This is a genomic window from Lentzea waywayandensis (assembly GCF_900115955.1).
Taxonomy (GTDB): domain Bacteria; phylum Actinomycetota; class Actinomycetes; order Mycobacteriales; family Pseudonocardiaceae; genus Lentzea; species Lentzea waywayandensis.
In genome coordinates this window covers 678,376-697,992 of record NZ_FOYL01000002.1, presented here as the reverse complement: position 1 = coordinate 697,992, position 19,617 = coordinate 678,376, and the positions used below count along the sequence as shown (strand labels likewise).

Below are 19,617 nucleotides of genomic sequence, written 5' to 3'. Positions count from 1 at the left end.
TTCTACTTTGAGGGTGTGGTCACAGGACTCTGGAACATCGCTGCCGATCAGCCGGACCTGACCGCGCTGGTCGATCCGAGTGGTCGAGAGATCACCTACTCGGAGCTCGCGGACGCCGCGAACCGCTACGGACGCGGGTTCCGGGCCCTGGGCCTCGAACCCGGCGACAGCATCGTGCTGATGCTGCCCAACACCGCCGACCTGGTGGCGGTGTACTTCGCCGCCTTCCAGACCGGCCTCTACGTCGTGATGGCCAACTGGCACCTGACCGGGGCCGAGGTCGCGTACCTCGTGCAGGACAGCGGGGCGAAGGCTTTCGTTGCCCACGAACGGTTCGCGGCCGCCGCCGCGGAGGCCTCGGCCGGCCTGCCCGCCAACGCGCGGTTCGCGGTCGGGGACATCCCCGAGTTCGAACCGCTGGCGAAGCTCGGTGCCGGCGAAGAAGGCCGTCCCGAGGGGCGCACCGCCGGGTCGCCGATGCTCTACACCTCCGGCACGACCGGCCGGCCCAAGGGCGTGCGCAGGCCGTTGACCGGCGCCGACCCGGACGTCGTGCCGCCGTCCGCCCCCTGGTTCTTCGGCATCTTCGGGATCAAGCCGCACGACGGGCACGTGCACCTGTGCGGGTCGCCGCTCTACCACACGGCGGTGCTCAACTTCGTCGTCATCTCGATCCAGCTCGGCCACACCACCGTGCTCATGGACCACTGGGCGCCCGAGGACATGCTGCGGCTGATCGAACGGCACAAGGTCACCCACAGCCACATGGTGCCGACCCAGTTCCACCGGCTCCTGGCGCTGCCGGACGACGTCAAAGCCAAGTACGACATGGGTTCGCTGCGCGCGATGATCCACGGCGCGGCGCCGTGCCCCCTGGAGGTCAAGCGCCGCATGCTCGACTGGTGGGGACCGGTCGTGATCGAGTACTACGCGGCCACCGAGGGCGGCGGCACCGCGATCACCGCTCAGGAATGGCTGCGCAAACCGGGATCCGTCGGGCTGCCCTGGCCGACGTCCGAGATCAAGATCCTCGGCGAGGACGGCACCGAGTTGCCCGTCGGCGAGCAGGGCCTGGTCTACATGCGGATGGGCGACGCGACGTTCGAGTACCACAAGGACGCGGAGAAGACCCGTGCCGCGCGGGTGGGCAAGCTGTTCACGTTGCAGGACATCGGTTATCTGGACGAGGACGGCTACCTGTTCCTGTGCGACCGCAAGAACGACATGATCATCTCCGGTGGAGTGAACATCTACCCGGCGGAGATCGAGGGCGAGCTCATCTGCCATCCCAAGGTCGCGGACGTGGCCGTGTTCGGTGTGCCGCACCCGGACTGGGGCGAGGCGATCAAGGCCGTCGTGCAGCCCGCTGACGGCGTGGAGGCTTCCGAAGCCCTGAGCGAGGAACTGCTGGAGTTCGCCCGCACCCGTCTCGCGAAGTTCAAGCTGCCACGGACGATCGAGTACTTGGCCGAACTACCGCGTGATCCGAACGGGAAGCTGTACAAGCGGAAGCTGCGCAGCCAAGAAGGAAGTTCAAGCGGTGCGTGACGCGATCAGGATGTCGGCCGCCGAGGTCGAGGCATTTCTGGGTGAGCAGAAGACGTTGATCGTCGCCACCATCGGCCGCAACGGGCTGCCGCACCTCGCGCCGATGTGGTTCGCGTGGGTGGACGGCGAGCTCGTGTTCTGCACGGACCGCAAGTCGCAGAAGATCGTGAACCTGCAACGGGATCCGCGGTGCAGCGTGCTGGCCGAGGCGGGGGAGACCTACGACCAGCTGCGCGGCGTGCACATGGAGGGCGTCACCGAGTTCACCCCGGACCTCGGCCGGGTCGTGGACGCCGTGGTGGCGCGCAACTTCGGCGAGGTCGGCTCCGACCCCGACGCCCGCGAGGCCCTGCGCAAGGCGATGTCGAGGCGCGTCGCCGTGATCTTCCGTCCGACCAAGACCGCCAGCTGGGACCACCGGAAGACGATGTCTGGAGCGACCCCATGAACCTAAACCGCCGTCAGGTGCTCGCCGGAGCCGGTCTCGCGCTGGCCTCGGGACTCGTCAAGCCGTCGTCGGCCTCCGCCGACCTCGGCGAGTTCGACGTCGTCGTGGTCGGCGCCGGCGCGGCCGGCATGACCGCCGCGCTCACCGCGGCCAAGCGCGGACTGAGCTGCGTGGTCGTGGAGAAGGCGCCGACCTACGGCGGTTCGGCCGCGCGGTCCGGTGCCGGCATCTGGATCCCCAACAACGAGGTCATCCTCGCGGCCGGCATCCCGGACACACCCGCGAAGGCCGCGCAGTATCTGGCGGCGGTCGTCGGTGACATCCCTCTGGTGCGGCAGCAGGCCTACCTGACGCACGGGCCGCAGATGATCTCGTTCGTCATGCGCAACAGCCCGCTGCGCTTCCGGCACATGGACGGCTACAGCGACTACTACCCCGAATACCCCGGCGGCATCGCGAAGGGCCGCTCGATCGAGCCCGAGATGATGGACGGCCGGATCCTCGGCGCCGAGCTCGCGAACCTGAACGCGCCCTACCTCGCCACCCCGGCGGGCATGGTCATCTACGGCGCCGACTACAAGTGGCTCGCCCTCGCCCTCGTCAACGCGAAGGGCGCCGCGACGGCCGCGGCCGCTCTCGCACGGGGAACGGCCGCCGCACTCGCGGGCCAGAAACCGCTGACCATGGGCCAGTCCCTCGCCGGCGGTCTGCGGGCGGGCCTGATGCAGGCGAACGTCCCGGTGTGGCTCAACACCGGCCTCGAAGAGCTGCACGTGGTGAACGGCGCGGTCAAGGGAGTGCTGACCTCGCGCGGACTCGTGCGGGCACGGCGGGGCGTGATCATGGGCTCCGGCGGCTTCGAGCACAACGCGGCCATGCGCGCCCAGCACCAGCGCCAGCCCATCGGTACGCAGTGGACGGTCGGCGCGAAGGAGAACACCGGCGACGGCCACCGCGCGGGCCAGCGGATCGGCGCGGCCCTCGACCTGATGGACGACGCCTGGTGGGGCCCGGCGATCCCGGTGCCCGGCACCCCGTACTTCTGCCTCGCCGAACGCACGCTCCCCGGCGGCCTGATGATCAACGCCGCCGGCAAGCGGTTCGTCAACGAGGCCGCGCCCTACAGCGACGTCGTGCACGTCATGTACGACAAGAACCCCGCGGACCCGTGCATTCCTGCCTGGCTCGTCGTGGACCAGAACTACCGCAACAGGTACCTGTTCGCCGACGTGGCCCCGACCCTGCCGCTGCCCGACGGCTGGTACCAGTCGGGCGCCGTGGTGAAGAACTGGTCCCTGGACGGCCTGGCGAGCGCGATCGGGGTTCCCGGCGCGTCGCTGAAGTCCACCGTCACCCGGTTCAACAACCAGGCGTTCACGGGCAGGGACACCGACTTCAAGCGCGGCGACAGCGCCTACGACCACTACTACACGGACCCCGCGGTCTTCCCGAACTCGTGTCTCGCGCCGCTGTGGGCGCCCCCGTACTACGCGTTCAAGATCGTGCCGGGCGACCTCGGCACCAAGGGAGGCATGGTCACCGACGCCCGCGCTCGCGTCCTGCGGCCCGACGGTTCGGTCATCCCAGGTCTGTACGCGGCGGGCAACGTCAGCTCCGCCGTGATGGGGCGGAGCTACGCCGGCGCGGGGTCGACCATCGGGCCGGCCATGACGTTCGGGTACATCGCGGCCAACGACATCTAGGGGCCACGCCACTGGCACCACCGCACTGCTCCAGAGGGTTCTCGCAGGTGGACCGCGAGAACCCTCTTTTCGCGGCATTCCGGGTAACGGCGGTTCGGGTCCGGACGACACAGGGTTGTACCTGGCCGCGACCGGAGAAGGTCCGCATGGCAGCGAACGTCAACGTGGCAGCGATCTGCGTGGGCACGAGGAACCTGGGCCCTGGCTGGAGGTCCGCGGTGTGGGTGCAGGGCTGCCCCCTGCGCTGCCCGGAGTGCCTTGCGCCCGAATGGATTCCAGACCGCGTGGCAAACCTGGTTCCCGCCGGCGACCTCGCGGCCGAGCTGATCGCCGATCCCGCGGTCGACGGGTTGACGTTCTCCGGTGGTGAGCCCATGATGCAGGCCGCCGGACTCGCCGAGGTGGCGCGGGAGGTTCGCCGCGCGCGGGACGTGTCGTTGATCTGCTTCACCGGATTCACGTTGCGGCGCTTGAAAGAGCGGCCGCCCTCCGCCGGCGTCGCCGACCTGCTGTCCGAAGTGGACGTTCTGGTCGACGGGCCCTACCTGGCCGTGCGCAACGACGGACGCGGCCTGCGCGGCAGCACCAACCAGCAGGTGCGCCACCTCACCGACCGGCTGGCGGAGGGGTTCGACTTCGAACACGGCCCGCGCACGGCCGAGGTGCGGGTCGGCGGCGACGACGAGTTCGTGGAGCTGATGCTCGTCGGCGTGCCACCGCACGGGATGGCCGCGACGGTTGGCGAGATCTCACGGCGAATCGAACGGGAGAACGGGCGATGAGCGGGGAGAAGACGCTGCAGATCGCGCTGCAGAACTGGTACCGCAGGCAGATCGTGGAACCGCTCGTCCAGTCGCTCGACGCGCACACCGTCGAGCACCTCCGGGAAGGGATGCGGCAGCAGCTCGACGCCGACCTCGGAGACGTCCGGCGCCGGCAGGCCGGGCTCGAAGGCACGCTGAACCAGCTGAGCGCGCGCAACGCCGTGTTCGAACGCGAGACCGCGCGGCGCCTCGACGAGCACGTCGGGCAGCTGGAGCAACGGCTGCTGGCGTCGGGGGACGAGCTGCGCACCGAGGTGTTCGACGCGCTCGCCGGCACCGAGCAGGCGATCCGCGGTGAGCTGGAGGAGCAGCGGCGTGAGCACCGCGAGGACATCCGCAGGCTCGAAGCGGGTGTCGACGAGGTGCAGGGCGATCGGCGGCGGGCGGCCGAAGCGGCGCAGTCCTGGCTCAACGACGCCAAGGTCAAACACGACCTGATCGACGACAAGCTGCCGCACGAACGGTTTGCTCCAGGAGTTCTCAGCGGGCTGGGCCGCAAGCTGGGCGACGCGCACCACCACCTCGACCAGGGCAGGCCGGAGGCGGCCGTCGTGACAGCGCAGACGGTCTACGACTCGCTGGCCGAACTGCAGACCGAGGTGACGCTGAAGGAGTCGGAGTGGGCGGCGTTGCGCGTCGCGGCGCGGCACTCGCTGCTCTTCATCGACGAGCAGGTGAAGCTGAACAGGACGTCGTTGATCGTCGACGAGCGCGACGGGGAGATCACGAAGGCCCAGTTCGACGTCGACCACTGGTCGGACGGGGCGGTGAGTGACCTGCGGCGCGACGTCGCCCAAGCCATCGGTGTGGTCGACGGCAACGAGCTGATCAGCATCGACGAGCTCAGAGCCGTGGTGCGGGAGCAGGCCCCGGCGTTCGCCGCGAGGCTCGGCGAGGTCGTCGACACGGCCCGCCGCAGGGTGACGGCGGCCCAGGTGCGGTCGAACATCGCCGAGCTGGTGGCCGACGCGTTGCAGGACGGGTTCGCCTACCAGGCCGAGCAGTGGGTGCTCGCGGGCGGCGACGACCGGGAGGCGATCTTCGTCCGGCTGGGACACCTGAGCGGCAACGAGATCGTGGTCGAGGTCGCGCCCGCCGGTACCGACGGGACCGACGCCCAGCTGCGGCTGCGGTCGTTCGACACCGACACCGGATCGGCCGCGCAACGCGGCACGCGGGCGGTCGCGATCCAGCGGCACCTGCGCCAGTACGAACTGCCGGTCGGGGACCTCCAGGAGGGCGGCGAGCCCAACCGGAGCGACCTGCCGCCCGAGATCCGCGGCGAGGGGACACCGGGCAGGAGCCCGGCGTGACGGAGTTGCCCGCGCGGTGGGGAGGACTCGCCACACCCGAGGGCATCCAGCTCCTGATCGTGCACGGCCTGGCGTCGTACGTCAGCGACCTCTTCCTGGGCGAGGACATGGTGGCCGCGCCGCTCCAGGACGTGCTGTGGAGATACCTGCACGACCAGGGCTACGAACGGATCCTGTTCAGCCGCCGCTCCGAGGAGGTCGTCTACTGCCTCGACGAGGAGTCGGCGGGGTTGCTGCGGCCGCCGCGGCCCGCCGGTGCCGTGCGGCCCCCCGGACCGCTCCAGGGCATGGACCCGATGGGGCTGCGGAGAAGGGCGGAGCCGGTCAGGACCGGGCTCACCGAGCAGGGCGGCATCGACCTGCTCGCCGCGGCCATGAACGACGGCCGCGCCCGCACCGCGGTGGTCTTCCTCGAGGCGGAGCAGTGGCTGACGCACAACGCGGCGGGCGGCGTGTTCGGCGACGTGCTGACGACGTGGCTGGAGGCGCCCAGGGTCGCGGGCAACCTGTGCCTGCTGGTGTTCCGCCAGCGCACGCTGGACGAGGTGCGCGACTTCGTGCACGGGCTGCGCATCTATCCGGCGCTCACCGGACTGGTCACCGCGTTGCAGGAACACGGCCAGGGCCATCGCCCCGGCCTGCTGATCCTCGCGGCACCGCAGGCGGACGAGCTGGAACGGCTCGTGCAGACCGTGCGCCTGACCAGGGGCCTGGAAGTCGACTGGCCGCGTCTCGACATCGTCGTCCGCGCGATGGTCGCGAGCCGGGAGTCGTTGCGGTCGTGGCGGGACAGGCTCGACGCGCTCGTTCGTGACGGCGTGCGGCTGACGCCGGACGTGCTGCGCGAACGCAGGTGGGTACCGGTCGCGCTCACGGACGGCCGCAGCGCCGAGGAACGCCTGCGGACCATGGTCGGGTTGCGGCCGGTGAAGGAGTACCTCCAGGAGATCCGCCACTACATCGGCTGGCAGGCGGGGCGCGACAACGGTGACACGCACCTGCTCAACGTCGTGTTCACCGGCAATCCCGGCACCGGCAAGTCCACCGTGGCGAGGCTCGTCGGCGAGCTCTACCGCGACATCGGGGCGCTGCCGATCGGGCACGTGCACGAGGCACGGCCGTCGGATCTCGTCGGCGCCTACCAGGGACACACCCGCCGAGCGGTCGAACGGGCGTTCGAGGAGGCCCGCGGCGGCATCCTGCTGATCGACGAGGCCTACGGCCTGAGCGACGACGCGGGCGGGCCGGGTCCGTCGTTCGGCCGCGAGGCCATCACGACCCTGGTCCAGCTGATGGACCGGGAACGCGGCCAGATCGCCGTCGTCGTCGCCGGGTACGGCGCCAAGATGGCGGAGTTCCTGCGCTCCAACGACGGTCTGCCGCGCCGGTTCCCCAACCGGATCGACTTCCCCGACTTCGAACCGGACGAGCTGCACGCGATCCTGCTGGCCGCGCTGAAGCGCGCCGGGATGTGCTGGTCCGACGAGATGGCCGACCGGCTCGCCGAGATCACCGAACGAACGCACGCCACCCGCGCCGAGGGGTTCGGCAACGCGGGCGACATGGAGAACCTCGCCGAGCAGATCACCCGGCGGTGGAGCGTGCGGACGCTGGGCAACGCGGGCGAGCCGCTCGACCTCGAGGACCTGCCGGAGGCCCAGCGCGGGATGCTGGCCGACCGGGACCTGCCGACGCCGGAGAACCTCCTCGCCGAGCTCGACCGCATGGTCGGGCTGGAGTCCGCCAAACGGATGTTCCGCGAGCTGGTGGACCTGTTGCGGCTCAACAAACAACGCCGTGCCCGCGGCATGACCGCGGAGCCGGTGGTGGCGCCGCACATGCTGTTCGTCGGACCTCCCGGCACCGGCAAGACGACCGTCGCCCGGCTGGTCGGCAAGCTGCTGATGGTGCTCGGTCTGGTGCCTCGCGGTCACGTGCACGCGGTGTCGCGCAGCGATCTCGTCGCCGAGTGGATGGGACAGACCGGGCCGCGCACCCGTGAAGCGATCCAGCAGGCGCTCGGCGGGGTGCTGTTCGTCGACGAGGCCTACGAGCTGGCCGCCGTGAGCAGGCTGGACCAGTACGGGCAGGAGGCGCTTGCCGTGCTGCTGGAGGAGATGGAGAACCGGCGGGGCCAGTTCGTGCTGGTCGCGGCGGGCTACCCGGAGGAGATGCGACGGTTCCTCGACGCCAACCCCGGTCTCGCGTCGAGGTTCGACCTCCAGATCGACTTCCGCGCCTACACCGACCAGGAGCTCGTCGAGGTGCTGCGCAGGCTGGCCGAGGACAAGGGGTACGAGCTCACCAAGGCCGCGGCCGTCCGGGCCGCCCGGTGGCTGAGCCTGGACCGCCGCAGGCAGGGACGGGCGTTCGGCAACGCCCGGACGGCGCGGAAGTTGCTGGGACGGATGACGGCGTCGCTCGCCAAGCGCGTGCCCGTGGACGCCACCGACGAGGAACTGCGGCTGCTCCAACCGGGGGACGTGCCCGATGACTGACGTCGCGGTGTGCCCCGTCTGCGCCACCTCGATCACCGGCGACGTCTGCGGCCGGTGCGGCTGGTTGCTGCGCACCGGATGGCGGATCAGCCCCGGACCCGGCGCCGCGGCCACGTTCGAACGAGGACTGGAGCGGGCGCGGCTGCGGTTCGACCTGGTCACCGCCACCCGTGCCGCGGCGGGAGACCGGGCGATGCTCGACCGCACCGAGGCGTTCGTGCGCGGTGGTCCGCCGGATGAGGACGACCGCGCGTGGGCGCGCGTCCAGCTGGACTCTTCGGCGGGGCGAGGTCCCGCGTCGCCCCGATCGGTGGCGCGCGAGGTGCTGGAACGGCGGAAGCTGACCGTGGTGAGCGTCCTGGACGTGCGTGCGGACGCCGTGGCGGCGCACACCTTCGACGTGCAGCCGGACGGCGTGCTCCGCGAACGTGCCGAGCTCGTGCGGTACACGTGGCCGATGCTGGTCCCCGACCTGCCGGAGGACGAGGCCGCACAGGCGTTCCGGCTCGCGGGCGGGACCGGTCGCTTCGCGCGGAACCCCGCCGCACACGGGGTTCTGCTGCGGGTGCCCGGCTGGGAGGTGCCCGAGCGGCTCGTCGCCGGCACCGGCGCGGAGGTCGTCGTCCGGCGTGACGGTGGCGCCGGTGATGTCATGTGGAGCTCGGACGCCGAGATCACCGCGTGGACCGTGCGGGACGGCACGGTCGTGGGTGGCGCGCGGGACGGTTCGGTGCGGGGCTGGACGTTCGACGGTGCTTCCGCCGGGGTCGTGCCGTTGCTCGGCGGCGCGGTGAGCGCGGTCGACGGCGCACGGGACCGGACGGTGTGGCTCGCGGGTGGCTGGGACGGCGACGTCCGGTTGCGGGACGAGCACGGGTCGATCCTGCTGCTGCCCGCGCATCAGGGACGCGTCAACGGCGTTCGCGCGGGTGACGGCATCGCGGTGAGCCTCGGCGACGACGGGGTGATCAACCGCAGCACGGTCGACCGCGCCGGCGCGGAACCCATGCGGCCGATTCTGGCCGGTGGCCAGGGAGGCGCGGTGCTCGCGTCCACATCGGACGGTGCGGTCGCCGCCGCCGCGGGAGGTGACCGCGTGGTGCGGGTGTACGACACGTGGGCGGGCGAGTTGATCCACGAGGTGCCCGCGTCCGCGGGTGTGGTCGCGCTCGATCTGGACGACCGCGCGAGATTCCTCGCGGTGGGCTGCGCCGACGGCTCCGCCCACGTGCACGACCTGCGTTCCGAGCGGGGCTGGTCGGCATCGGCCGGCCGGTCCGCGGTGACCGCGGTCGCCGTCGTGGCGGGCGGGGACCTGGTGACCGCGGACGCCGCGGGTGAGGTCGTCTGGTGGCCCGCGCGGAACCGGAAGAGGGTCCTGATCGGGTGCCATCGAGGTGCGGTCCGCGGCCTCGCGCTCACCGGCGACGGTCACGTGGTCAGCGCGGGACGGCAGGACGGGGTCGTGCGGGTGTGGTCGATACCAGCCGTTGAGGAAGGTGGGCTCGGGTGAACGAACCGACGTTCGCGGAGATGTTCAGGGCCGCTCAGCGGCGCTTCGTCGTGCACTACGAACGGCTGACGGTCGAGGACACGAAGACGGTGATGCGCGACTGGATCAACGAGATGCAGCGCGAACTCGACCGGTGGACCCACGACATCGCCGCGGACAGCGAGGAGTCGTTGCGGGCCGACCAGCTCGAAGAGGGGATGCGGCTGCTCAAGCAGTCCGCGATGGGCATGCTGCTCGCGATCGAGATGCCCCAGCCGGCCGAGAGGGCGCCGCGCAGGTCGACCGGGCTGGACTGGCTCGCGGGCCCGCCGCGACCCGAACCACGCCCTCCGCAACCGACGCGGATCGTGCGGTCGCAGGGATTCGCCAAGCACGTGCTGCACATGTGTGAAGCGCTGGACGCGACTCTGGAAGCCGCCCGTCCCCGTCCGCCCGTGGCGTTCGTTCAGCCGTGGGGTGCGGACGGCGAGCTCGTCCGGTTGCTGCACGACCTGCTCAGCGCCCGCCAGACCGGGCACGGGCCGAAGGTGCTGAACCGGCTGGACCAGCTCGTCGACCAGCTGCGGGACAAGCACGAGATCGAGATCGTCGCCTACGACGAGAACGTGAGCCAGTACTTCGTCCTCGACCCGTCACCGGGTTTCGAGGACGGCGAGATCCGGACCGTCCGGCCCGCGCTCCGGTGGCGACAGCAGATCGTCGCGGCGGGCGAGGCGACCCGGCGACCCGCCGGGGACACCGCACCAGGCGGCGAACTGCCGCGGATCAGCGAAGGGGGACGGTGATGACCACCCACCGCTCGAAGGACCTGCGGATCGTCGGCTTCGACCTCGGCCACGCGGACACCGCGCTCGCGGTCGTGCCGGACGTGCGCGAGGACGAGGTGATCAAGCAGGAACTGCCCAGCGCCGCCGGTCGCACCTACGTCTCGGTGACCGCGGTCGCCGAGCACCCGGCGAAGGGCATCATCCTCGGCGTGTTCGCGATCAACCAGGAGGACGCGCGGCTGTACGTCGCGTTCAAGGACCCGAGCTTCGACGAGGAGAAGGTCGCACGGCCGACCCGGTTGTTCGTGCAGGGCGTCCGGGAGGACCTCAAGCGCGTGGGCAGGCTGCCCGACGACCGGCCGACCCGGTGGGTGTTCGGCACGCCGTCCGGGTGGTCGCCCGAGATCCGCGGCCGGTACCTGGAGGTGTTGCGGGAGGCCGGTCTCGCCGACGTCGAGGTGGTCGCGGAGTCCAGGGCGGCCCTGCTGTTCGCGCGTGACTCCGGCGAGGTGCGGGACCGTCCGGCGCGCGCCAAGGGCAGGCTCCAGCTGACCGCGGCGGACACCGTGCTGGTCGCGGACCTCGGTTCGTCCACATTGGACATCACGGTGGTGACCGGGCGGCGGGCGAACCCGGTGAAGGACGCGGGTTCGGCACTCGGCGCGAGCCTGATCGACATCGCGATCATGAACTGGTTCCTGCGGGAGAGCCCGTACCGCGCGGACGTCGAGCGCCACATCGAGTGGAACGACTTCGAGCGCAAGCGCCTCCAGTTCGCCTGCCGCATGGCCAAGGAGGACTTCTTCACCAAGGACCACCCGGCGGCCCAGCAGGTCGTCGGCACCTACACCTACGAACCGCTCGGTGGCGACGAGAACGCCTTCTACCCCATCAGGATCGGCCGCACGGCGATGGCAGAGGTGCTCGACACCGCCCAGCCCGCGCTGGGAGGCCGCGGCTGGCGCGAGGCGTTCCGCGACGACCTGCTCCTGGCCGCCGCGGCCGTGAAGGGCAAGCCGTCGCACGTCGTGCTCACCGGCGGGGCCTCGCGCATGACGTTCGTGCTCGACTACGCCCGCGAGATCTTCGGCGACCGCGTGGTGATGGGCAGCGAACCCGAACTGGCCATCGCCCGCGGCCTGGCCCTCGCCGGCCGCATCTCCGAGCGCGCCAAGGGTTTCCGCGCGGACATCGCGGACTTCCTGCGCGAAGGCATGGTGGAGACCGTGGTGCGCAACCACCTCGGCTCCCTGGCCAGCCGCCTCGGTGACGCCGTGGCCACAGGCGCGTTCGAGGCGCACGCCATCCCGGCGTTCCGCCGCTGGAAGCGCGGCGAGATCAGGACCCTCGCCGAGATGGAGGCCCAGATCGCCCAGGCGGTGAGCGCCTCCCTGACCGCGACCGACAACCCGCGCGTGCAGGCGGCGATCGTCGAGTGGCAGAACGCCCTGCACCCCGACCTCAACGACCTGACCGCACCGATCTGCCGCCGCTGGCGCATCAGGGACGAGGCCATGGAACTGGCCCCCGTCAGCGTCCGCGACCAGACCTGGTCCCCGCAGGTGGGCCTGGCGGTGGTGTTCGCCGACCAGGCCGCGGCCATCGCGGGCGTCGTGGCGAGCGTCGTCGTGGGCGTCATCGCGGCCGCCGTCTTCTCGGCGATGGCGGTGGGCGGCCCCATCGCCTGGGTCATCGGCTTCGGGGCTGTGATAACCGCCGGTGGCAGCGCCGCGGAGAAGGCCGACGAACTGGTGCGGACGGCGAACATCCCCGTGGCGGGCCGCGAGATGTTCCGGGAGGCGTCGCTGAGGAAGAAGGCGCCCGCGAAGGAGCGGGAGCTGGCGGCGAACCTGGCCCAGAAGCTGAGGACCGATGGCGCCGACGCGATCGTGGCGCAGGTGGCGCACCAGCTGGCGTTGCAGTTGGAGGAGCAGGCGAAGGAGGCGGAGCTGCTGATCTCGTGACGGTGGGCTTTGCCGGGGAGGGTGTTCGGTGTGGCCGGGTAGGGACTTGGGCCGGCATGGGGCCTCGGTCCTGAGCGTTCCTCGGCCTGCTGGGGTGTCGGCGGCGGTGGGGCCGCGGCCGGCGGATCGGCGTGAGCCGGGTGGTGGCCGGCGTTTCGTGCTCGTCGACCTGTGGTTGGTGTGGGCTTGGCCCGCGCGACTTCGGCTTGCTGCGCGCCGTGGGTTCTCGGTCAGCGGTTGGTGTGGGCTTGGCCCGCGCGACTTCGGCTTGCTGTGCGCCGTGGGTTCTCGGTCAGCGGTTGGCGTGGACCTTGGCCCGCACTCCTTCGGCCTGGCGCGTGTCGAGGGCCGTGGCCAGGACGCCGTCCACCTCGGCCAGCCGGGTCTGCACGTCCCGCACCACCTCGGCGACCTGGCTCAGGCCGTCGCCGCCCGGCGCGCCCAGTGCCTCGGCGACGCGGAGGTTGGCTGCCGCCTGGGCTCGCATGGCGGCGATGCCTTCGCGGTGCAGGGTGGTCAGTTCCTCGTGGCGGCGGGCGGCCTCGGCTCGGTCGGTGCGGTGCCGGGTGAGTTCCGCCTCCACGTCGGCCAGTGCGGACTGGGCCGCGGCGGCCTGGTCCAGTGACTCCCTCACGCGGGGGAGGAGGGCCTCACGGCGTTCGTCGGTCAGGCGTACGAGGTCGACGGCGCCGCGCAGGACGGCGATCTCGGCCTTTTCCACGGGCTGGCGCAGGGCTTTGAGGCGGTCGTCGATCAGCTGGCGCTGGCCTTCCAGCTCGCCCAGGGCGGTGCTGAGCCGTTCGAGGCGGCGCAGTGCGGTGATCTTGTCGCGGAGCGACGAGCGTTCCGCGAGGAGGGCCTGGAGCTCCGCCTCGTGCTGGGAGGCCGTGGAGAGCGCCGTCCGCAGGGAGCCGAGACCCGCGGCGATGTCGGAGGCCTGAGCCGCGCGGCCGGAGACGTGTTCGCCGGCTTCGGGGCCGGGTGAGGCCAGGCCGATTAGTGCAGTCACCGCGCGATGCAACGCCGGAAGTTCTTCCAGGGCTTCGTCCAGCTCGATCACGCAGGCCAGCGCGGCGGCGTCGTCGCCGGACGCGGACACCTCCTCGACGCACCGAGTCGCCAGGGCCAGCGCGGACCGCAACGCCTCGACTGCCGGATGCGTGGTCATGGCGCCTCCACGAGCGGGTAGATGAGCGGGTGTCCGCCGTCCAGCGGGCGCAGAACGACGGCTCCGAGGTCGTCGCGGTTCGGCCACCACGCCGCGCGATGGCGGCCCTCGGCCAGACCGGGGGTGACGCCGACGGACGTGCCGAGGCGGACTGTCGCGTGCAGACCGGCCGGCACCTCGACGACCGGCTCGGTGTCCAGAGGGAGGTCGCCGACCTCCAGCAGGCCGTTCACGACGCGGTCGACGAGCAGCCGTCCAGACGGGCGCGGGGCGTCGACCACGCCGCGCGCCAGGGCCAGCGCACCACGGGCCGCGGCGTCGTCGGGCATCACCACCGGCGAAGAACCAACGGCGTCCCGCACGGCCTGAGCGGTCAGCGGAAACCGGGCGAACCCACCGGCCAGCAATATCGGGCCGGCCAGCGGCAACAATCCGGTAACGGTCGCCTGAATAGCTGTAACGAAAGGTTCGAAAGCATTGATGACCGATTCGGCGGTGAGCCACGAACCGGCCACCCGGTAGGCGGGCGTGCGCAGATAACGAGAAAGGCGCATCGCCGCATTCAGCGCGTGATTCCCGCGTTCGTGGAATTGGGTGAGCGCAACGTGCAGGTCCTCGTGCCGGTGACCCAGCGCGGCGTCGAACGAGGCGCACGGCGTCGTCGTGGACCTGACCAGGCGAACCGTCGCGCCCTCCACCTCGCACCACGCCGCCGTGACCCCGGCGGCACCCACGTCGAGCACTGCGCAGGACCCGTCGGCAAGTCCGGAGGACACCGCGAAGGCGACCACCGCCAGCGAACTCTCGACCACGCTGTGCTGCGCAAACCCGCCCAGGGTCCGGACCAGCGACTCGCGTTCCAGAGCCCCGGCGGGACCTGACCGGGACCACGCGTCGGGCACCGCGACGACGAGCCGTGCCGCGGCCTGACCGGCGAGCGCCGACCGCAACGCGGCACTCCGGTCACCGCAGACGACCTGGCTCTCCGCGCCGGACCGGGCGGTCCGGGTGTGCACGGAGCCGGAGTCGACGCCGAGCCACCCCGCGTCCCCGTCCTGCGAATTCACTCGCCCGGCTCCATTCATTTACGGTCGCCGCCGTCCTAGGATAGTGAAGCATCTCGGTGCGGTCCGCACCACGGTGAATCCGAACAATGCGAGAACGAGGTGTTCACGTGACCGCGCTGGTGCGCTTCGAAAACAACGAGGGTGACCCGGTCGTATTCGAGGTGGATGAGTACGACTTCGGCATGGAACGGGTCTCGAAGGGCAGCGACGCCATCGTGGAGGCCGGCCGCAGGATCGAGGACGTCCTCGCCGGTGTGCGGCCCGCGCTCAGCACGTTGATGACGGCGCTGAAGAACCTCGGACCGTCCGAGCACGAGATCGAGTTCGGCGTGAAGCTCAACGTGCAGGCGGGCGTGATCGTCGCGAAGACCGCCACCGAAGGCCACTTCGTCGTCAAGCTGCGGTGGAAGCAGGACACGTGAGCGCGGGGCCGTGGGCCGACCGGCCGCCGTGGCTGGTGCAGGTGCGCCGCGGCCCCGGTCAGCGCGCGGAGGGGGCCGGCGTGCTCGTCACGGCCGACCACGTGCTGACGTGCGCGCACGTGGTCGCGGAGCAGCAGGGAAACGGTGCGCACCCCGAGCCGGACGGCCCGGTGCACGTGCTGTTCCAGTACGGCGACGACGAGCGGGACAACGAGGAACTGCTCGCGGACGTCGTCGGGTGGTCCGGTGTGGACACCGGGCTCGACTTCGCCGTGCTGCGGTTGCGGGAGGGCAGCGTGCTGCCCTCCCGGGCCCGCCCGGCGCCACTGGCGAATCCGTTCCAGGTCAACGGCCACTCCGTCGGTGTGTGCGGCTATCCGTCCACAGGGGACGATCGCGAACAGCCGTGGCACGGCAAGATCACCCACTCCTCGGACACCGAGTTCACCCTGGAGGCCGACGGCGTCCTCGGGTTCGAGCTCGAACGCGGCTTCTCCGGCGGTCCGTTGTGGGACAACGAACTCGGCGGCGTGATCGGCATCGTCTCCCAGCGGATGAAGGCCCGCCGCCCGGACTCCGGCGTCGACGCGGCGAGCATCCGCCTCGGCACTGCCCTGCGCGTCGACGCCATCGCGAAACGCTGGCACGGCCTGCCGACGCTGCTCGGGGTCACACCCTGGCGCCTCGCCACGCTCGCCGCCACGGTGCGCGACGAAGACCGGCTGCCCGCGGTCGGCGAGGCAGGGCTGAACTTCTTCGGGATCTACCCGGAGACACCGGAGTACGCGGCCCGCACGGAGCTCGACGCCAAGCTCGACGCCGTGCTGCGGGAGTCACGGCACGTCGTCGTCACCGGCGAGATGAAGGCAGGCAAGTCGCGGTCGCTCGCGGAGGCGGTCCGCCGGTTCGCCGCCGACCGCACCCTCATCGTGCCGAAGGAGGCCACCGCGGTCGCCGAGCTCGCGAACGGACCGCTGCCGACGACCCCGGCCGGCGCGGTGGTGTGGCTGGAGCACCTGGAGCGGTACCTGGTGCCGGGCGGTCTGGACAAGGACACCCTGGACAGGCTCTGCGCCCACGAGCCGCCGATCACCGTGGTCGCCACCATGCACAGCGGCAAGTACCTGGAGTACCGCAAGGGCACCGGGCCACTGGGCAACCTGGCGAAGCAGCTGCTCGACCACGTGCCCGACGTCGGTGTGCGGGACAGGCTCGACCAGGCGGACCACGCCGGCGCGAAGGCGGCGTACCCGCGCTTCGACCCGGTCGACGCGAGGCTGGGCAACCAGCTCTTCTCCGGCCCGACCTTCGAGTGGATGGTCACCAGCGGCCGGGACACCTCGCCGGTCGGCTGGGCCGTGATGATGGCGGCGGTCGAGTGGCGCCGCACCGGCGCGGACTCGCCGATCCCGGAGGCGGACCTGCGCGCCCTGGTGGTCCACTACCTCCGCGACGACGAGCCGGAGCCCGACGACAAGACGTTCGCGGAGGCGCTGAGCTGGGCGGCGGACGCCGCGATCCGGCGGGTCGGCGACGCGTACGTGCCGGAGAACTACCTCGTCGGCATGGTGGAGCGCGAAGAGGTCGAGGTCCGTCCCGAGACCTGGTGGCACGTGGCCCGCTCACCGGCCGTGACGCCGACCGACCTGCTGATCGTGACGCACAACGCCGTGCGCCTCGGCCTGCCCGCCGAACTCGCGCTGGCCGCCGCCGACTCCGCACGGCTGCGGGCCGGCGACCCGGCGGTCGCGAGCTGGGCCAGCCTCCTGTGCGGGCAGATGGAAGGCGCGCGCGGGGACATCGCGGTCGCCCGCGAACGACTGGGCGAGGTGATCAGCTCCGGCAACGCGGAGGTGGTCGCGTTCGCCCAGATCGAGCTCGGCGTGATCGAGACGCAGGCGGGCCACGAGCAGGAGGCGGAGGAACTGCTGGTCGCCGCGCTGGCGAGCGACTCTCCGCACGTGCGCAGGCTGGCCAAGGCGAACCTCGCCACCATCCGCTGGGGCCAGGCCGACCTCGTGGCCGCCGAGGTCATGCTGGAGGAGGTGGTGGCCTCCGCGGGGGAGGCGGAACCGCTGGCCCAGGCTCAGCTCGGCGCGATGCTCGCCTCTCAGGGCCTCGGCCACCGCGAGCAGCAGTCGTCCACACCGCAACGCCGCACCGGTCCTGTCCGCCTCATCCAGTCCGTGCAGGAGTTCAGCGGGCTGCGCGCGACGAACCTGGCCCAGACCAACCTCGGCATCCTCAAGATCGACCAGGGGCAGGCGGACCGCGCCAGGGTGCTGCTGGAGGCGAGCCTCGCCGCGAACGACCCGGTCATCCGTCCGATCGCCTCGGCGGGCATGGGCCGGCTGCTGCTGGTCGAGGGAGATCTCGACGGCGCGGACCGGTACTTCGACCAGGCCATCGAGTCCGGCGAGTGGAACGCGTCGGGACTCGCGGGCGTGGGCAAGGCGGCGGTGGCGCAGCACCGCGGCGACTTCGAGGGGGCGGTCGAGGAACTGGCCAGGGTCGCCGACGAGGAACACCCGCACTACGGCCCGATGGCCGCCTACATGCTCGGCGACCTGCTGCGGCAACTCGACAACGGCGCGCTCGCCACCGAGGCGTACCAGGCCGCGATCGACTCGGGGCACCGCGACTGGAGCCAGGCGGCGAAGGTCGGCCTCGCGATCCTGTGGTGGACCAGCGGATCGGAGGACGCCCGTGCCCGTGAGTTGCTGGACGAGGTCATCGGCACCGGGCACCGCGACAACGGCCCGTGGGCCGCGACGGTCCTCGGTGAACTGCTGGCCGAACGGAAGCAGACCGAGGACGCGCGGGCGGCCTACCAGCGCGCCATCGACTCCCAGCACACCGACTGGGCGGTGACGGCCGCGGTCGACCTCGCGTTGCTGATGTGGAACCAGGAGGATGCCGGGGCGGAGGAGGTCGTGCCGATCCTGCGTGCCGCCGCCGACTCCGGCCACCAGCACCAGGCACCGCGGGCGAACGAGCTCCTCGGCGACATCCTCAACGCCACCGACGACGTCGAAGGCGCCCGCGCCGCCTACCTGAGGACGGTGGAGTCCGATCATCCGTTCTGGTCCGGCGCCGCCCGCGTCGACCTGGCGATCCTGGAGGTCAACGAGGACAGCGACACCGACCGCGTCGTGGACCTGCTCGACGGAGCCTGCGACTCGGGGTTCGACATCATCGTGAGCACCGCCCACCTGCTGCGCGGCATGATCCACCACGACCGCGAGGACTTCGCGCTCGCGCGTGCCGACCTGGAGATCGCCGCCGAACGGGCCGTGGACGCGGACGTGGCGACCCAGTCGACGTACTGGCTGACGGTCCTCGACCTCGCCGCGAACGACCGGACCGAGGCGTTCGCGCACGCCGAGGTGCTGATGCGGCACCTGGAGGAGTGGAGCGGGATCGCGCCGCCGCCCACCGACGAACCCGCCGAGGGCGTGCGGATCCTGTTGCGCCTGATCGACCACCTCTACGTGCTCGGCCTGACCGACCGCAGCGAACTGCTGACCGAACTGGAGAGCTCGGTCGACGGCCTCGACCCGGCCGACCGCGCGGGCGTGCGCGCCCGCTCCGGGCGCCGGCTGTTCCAGGACGAGCGCTACGCCGAAGCCGAGTCCGTGCTGCGCCCGCTGCTCGCGGAGGAGCTCAGGTGGGAGGACGAGGCGATCGTCCGCCGCTACCTCGCCGCTCTGCAGGTACTGGCGAAACCCCAGCCAGAGGCGACGTCGCTGGACGCCGCCTGGGACGTCCTGACCCCGTTCCTCGACCGCACCGATCCCGCGAACGGCGCGAGCGCGCTCCAGTTGCTCGGCCAGATCGCGGTGTTGCGCGGCAGACGTGAGCGGATCGCCGGAAGGGACGCGGAGGCCCAGCGTCACTTCGACGAGGGCGCCGAACTCCTGCGCAGGGCCGAGTCCTCGGCGCGGGAGCAGGGCGACACGGACACCGCCGACGAGGCACTGAGCGACCTGGAACGGCTACCGGAGGCCAAGGGGGAGGCCCGGGCCGCACTGCCACCCGCCGCACCGGCCGTGGCCGCGCTCGAAGCGGCGCCCGAGCCGGCAGAGCCGGAGAAGCCCTCGACGGAGATCTGGAGGTTGCTGGGGGAGGTGGCGTCGGCGGAGGGTGCCCGGCACGAGGCGGAGCACTGGCTGCGCAGGGCGGATCAGCAGAACCCTCGGACCGAGCTGGCGTTCGCGGTGCTCGAACTGGAAGCGGGAGAAGCGGATGCCGCGCGCACGAGGGTGAGCTCCCTGCTGGACCGCACGCTGCCGGCCGACGACCGGGCGCGCGCGGACCAGCTGATGGCGGACATCGACCTGCTGGCTTAGCGGCGTGCCTCAGAACGTTGGCCGGGTAATTCG

13 protein-coding genes are annotated in these 19,617 nt (G+C 71.4%); 11 read left to right on the top strand and 2 right to left on the bottom strand.

Annotation, left to right across the window (positions count from 1 at the left end):
* Positions 1–15 precede the first annotated feature (15 nt).
* From BM417_RS08060 to BM417_RS08020, 9 genes are all read left to right on the top strand, one after another.
* Positions 16–1,548 carry an acyl-CoA synthetase gene (locus BM417_RS08060; RefSeq protein WP_093589413.1) on the top strand — a complete coding sequence of 511 codons (1,533 nt, stop codon included), beginning with the start codon at positions 16–18 and terminating at the stop codon, positions 1,546–1,548.
* On the top strand, positions 1,541–1,996 hold the full coding sequence (locus BM417_RS08055; RefSeq protein ID WP_093589410.1) for a pyridoxamine 5'-phosphate oxidase family protein: 456 nt from the start codon (positions 1,541–1,543) through the stop codon (positions 1,994–1,996). The genes BM417_RS08060 and BM417_RS08055 overlap by 8 nt, the downstream gene beginning before the upstream one ends.
* The gene (kstD, locus tag BM417_RS08050; protein WP_093589407.1) at positions 1,993–3,699 is read left to right on the top strand and encodes a 3-oxosteroid 1-dehydrogenase; all 1,707 of its coding nucleotides are present in this window, start codon (positions 1,993–1,995) and stop codon (positions 3,697–3,699) included. Before BM417_RS08055 ends, kstD begins: the two co-directional genes overlap by 4 nt.
* A gap of 146 nt (positions 3,700–3,845) precedes the next feature.
* A complete protein-coding gene (locus BM417_RS08045) occupies positions 3,846–4,481 on the top strand; it encodes a 4Fe-4S single cluster domain-containing protein (RefSeq protein WP_093589404.1) in 636 nt (211 codons plus the stop codon).
* Positions 4,478–5,836 carry a hypothetical protein gene (locus BM417_RS08040; RefSeq protein WP_093589401.1) on the top strand — a complete coding sequence of 453 codons (1,359 nt, stop codon included), beginning with the start codon at positions 4,478–4,480 and terminating at the stop codon, positions 5,834–5,836. The genes BM417_RS08045 and BM417_RS08040 overlap by 4 nt, the downstream gene beginning before the upstream one ends.
* Entirely contained in the window at positions 5,833–8,334 is a 2,502-nt protein-coding gene (locus BM417_RS08035) for an AAA family ATPase (protein WP_093589398.1), read from the top strand. The genes BM417_RS08040 and BM417_RS08035 overlap by 4 nt, the downstream gene beginning before the upstream one ends.
* Positions 8,327–9,847 (top strand): WD40 repeat domain-containing protein, encoded by a 1,521-nt coding sequence (locus tag BM417_RS08030; RefSeq protein ID WP_093589395.1) that lies wholly within the window; start codon positions 8,327–8,329, stop codon positions 9,845–9,847. Before BM417_RS08035 ends, BM417_RS08030 begins: the two co-directional genes overlap by 8 nt.
* Complete coding sequence (locus BM417_RS08025) at positions 9,844–10,632, top strand: hypothetical protein (protein WP_093589392.1); 789 nt, start codon at positions 9,844–9,846, stop codon at positions 10,630–10,632. Before BM417_RS08030 ends, BM417_RS08025 begins: the two co-directional genes overlap by 4 nt.
* Positions 10,632–12,578, top strand: a complete 1,947-nt coding sequence (locus tag BM417_RS08020) for an Hsp70 family protein (protein WP_093589389.1) — start codon at positions 10,632–10,634, stop codon at positions 12,576–12,578. The genes BM417_RS08025 and BM417_RS08020 overlap by 1 nt, the downstream gene beginning before the upstream one ends.
* Positions 12,579–12,870: 292 nt before the next feature.
* Here the strand turns inward: BM417_RS08020 and BM417_RS08015 are convergent, their stop codons facing one another.
* Together BM417_RS08015 and BM417_RS08010 are read right to left on the bottom strand one after the other, a co-directional pair.
* Entirely contained in the window at positions 12,871–13,746 is an 876-nt protein-coding gene (locus tag BM417_RS08015; RefSeq protein WP_093589386.1) for a hypothetical protein, read from the bottom strand.
* Positions 13,743–14,813, bottom strand: a complete 1,071-nt coding sequence (locus BM417_RS08010) for a hypothetical protein (RefSeq protein ID WP_093589383.1) — start codon at positions 14,811–14,813, stop codon at positions 13,743–13,745. Before BM417_RS08010 ends, BM417_RS08015 begins: the two co-directional genes overlap by 4 nt.
* Before the next feature lie 107 nt (positions 14,814–14,920).
* Between BM417_RS08010 and BM417_RS08005 the strand changes: the two genes are divergently transcribed.
* A complete protein-coding gene (locus BM417_RS08005) occupies positions 14,921–15,235 on the top strand; it encodes a CU044_2847 family protein (RefSeq protein ID WP_093589379.1) in 315 nt (104 codons plus the stop codon).
* The gene (locus BM417_RS08000; protein WP_177320333.1) at positions 15,232–19,584 is read left to right on the top strand and encodes a trypsin-like peptidase domain-containing protein; all 4,353 of its coding nucleotides are present in this window, start codon (positions 15,232–15,234) and stop codon (positions 19,582–19,584) included. The genes BM417_RS08005 and BM417_RS08000 overlap by 4 nt, the downstream gene beginning before the upstream one ends.
* The last annotated feature ends 33 nt before the right edge of the window (positions 19,585–19,617 follow it).

Bases quoted from the DNA above. Each gene is read 5' to 3' on its own strand.
- BM417_RS08020 (WP_093589389.1), top strand. From the start codon at position 10,632: ATGACCACCCACCGCTCGAAGGACCTGCGGATCGTCGGCTTCGACCTC.
- kstD (WP_093589407.1), top strand. From the start codon at position 1,993: ATGAACCTAAACCGCCGTCAGGTGCTCGCCGGAGCCGGTCTCGCGCTG.
- BM417_RS08030 (WP_093589395.1), top strand. From the start codon at position 8,327: ATGACTGACGTCGCGGTGTGCCCCGTCTGCGCCACCTCGATCACCGGC.
- BM417_RS08040 (WP_093589401.1), top strand. From the start codon at position 4,478: ATGAGCGGGGAGAAGACGCTGCAGATCGCGCTGCAGAACTGGTACCGC.
- BM417_RS08015 (WP_093589386.1), bottom strand. From the start codon at position 13,746: ATGACCACGCATCCGGCAGTCGAGGCGTTGCGGTCCGCGCTGGCCCTG.
- BM417_RS08045 (WP_093589404.1), top strand. From the start codon at position 3,846: ATGGCAGCGAACGTCAACGTGGCAGCGATCTGCGTGGGCACGAGGAAC.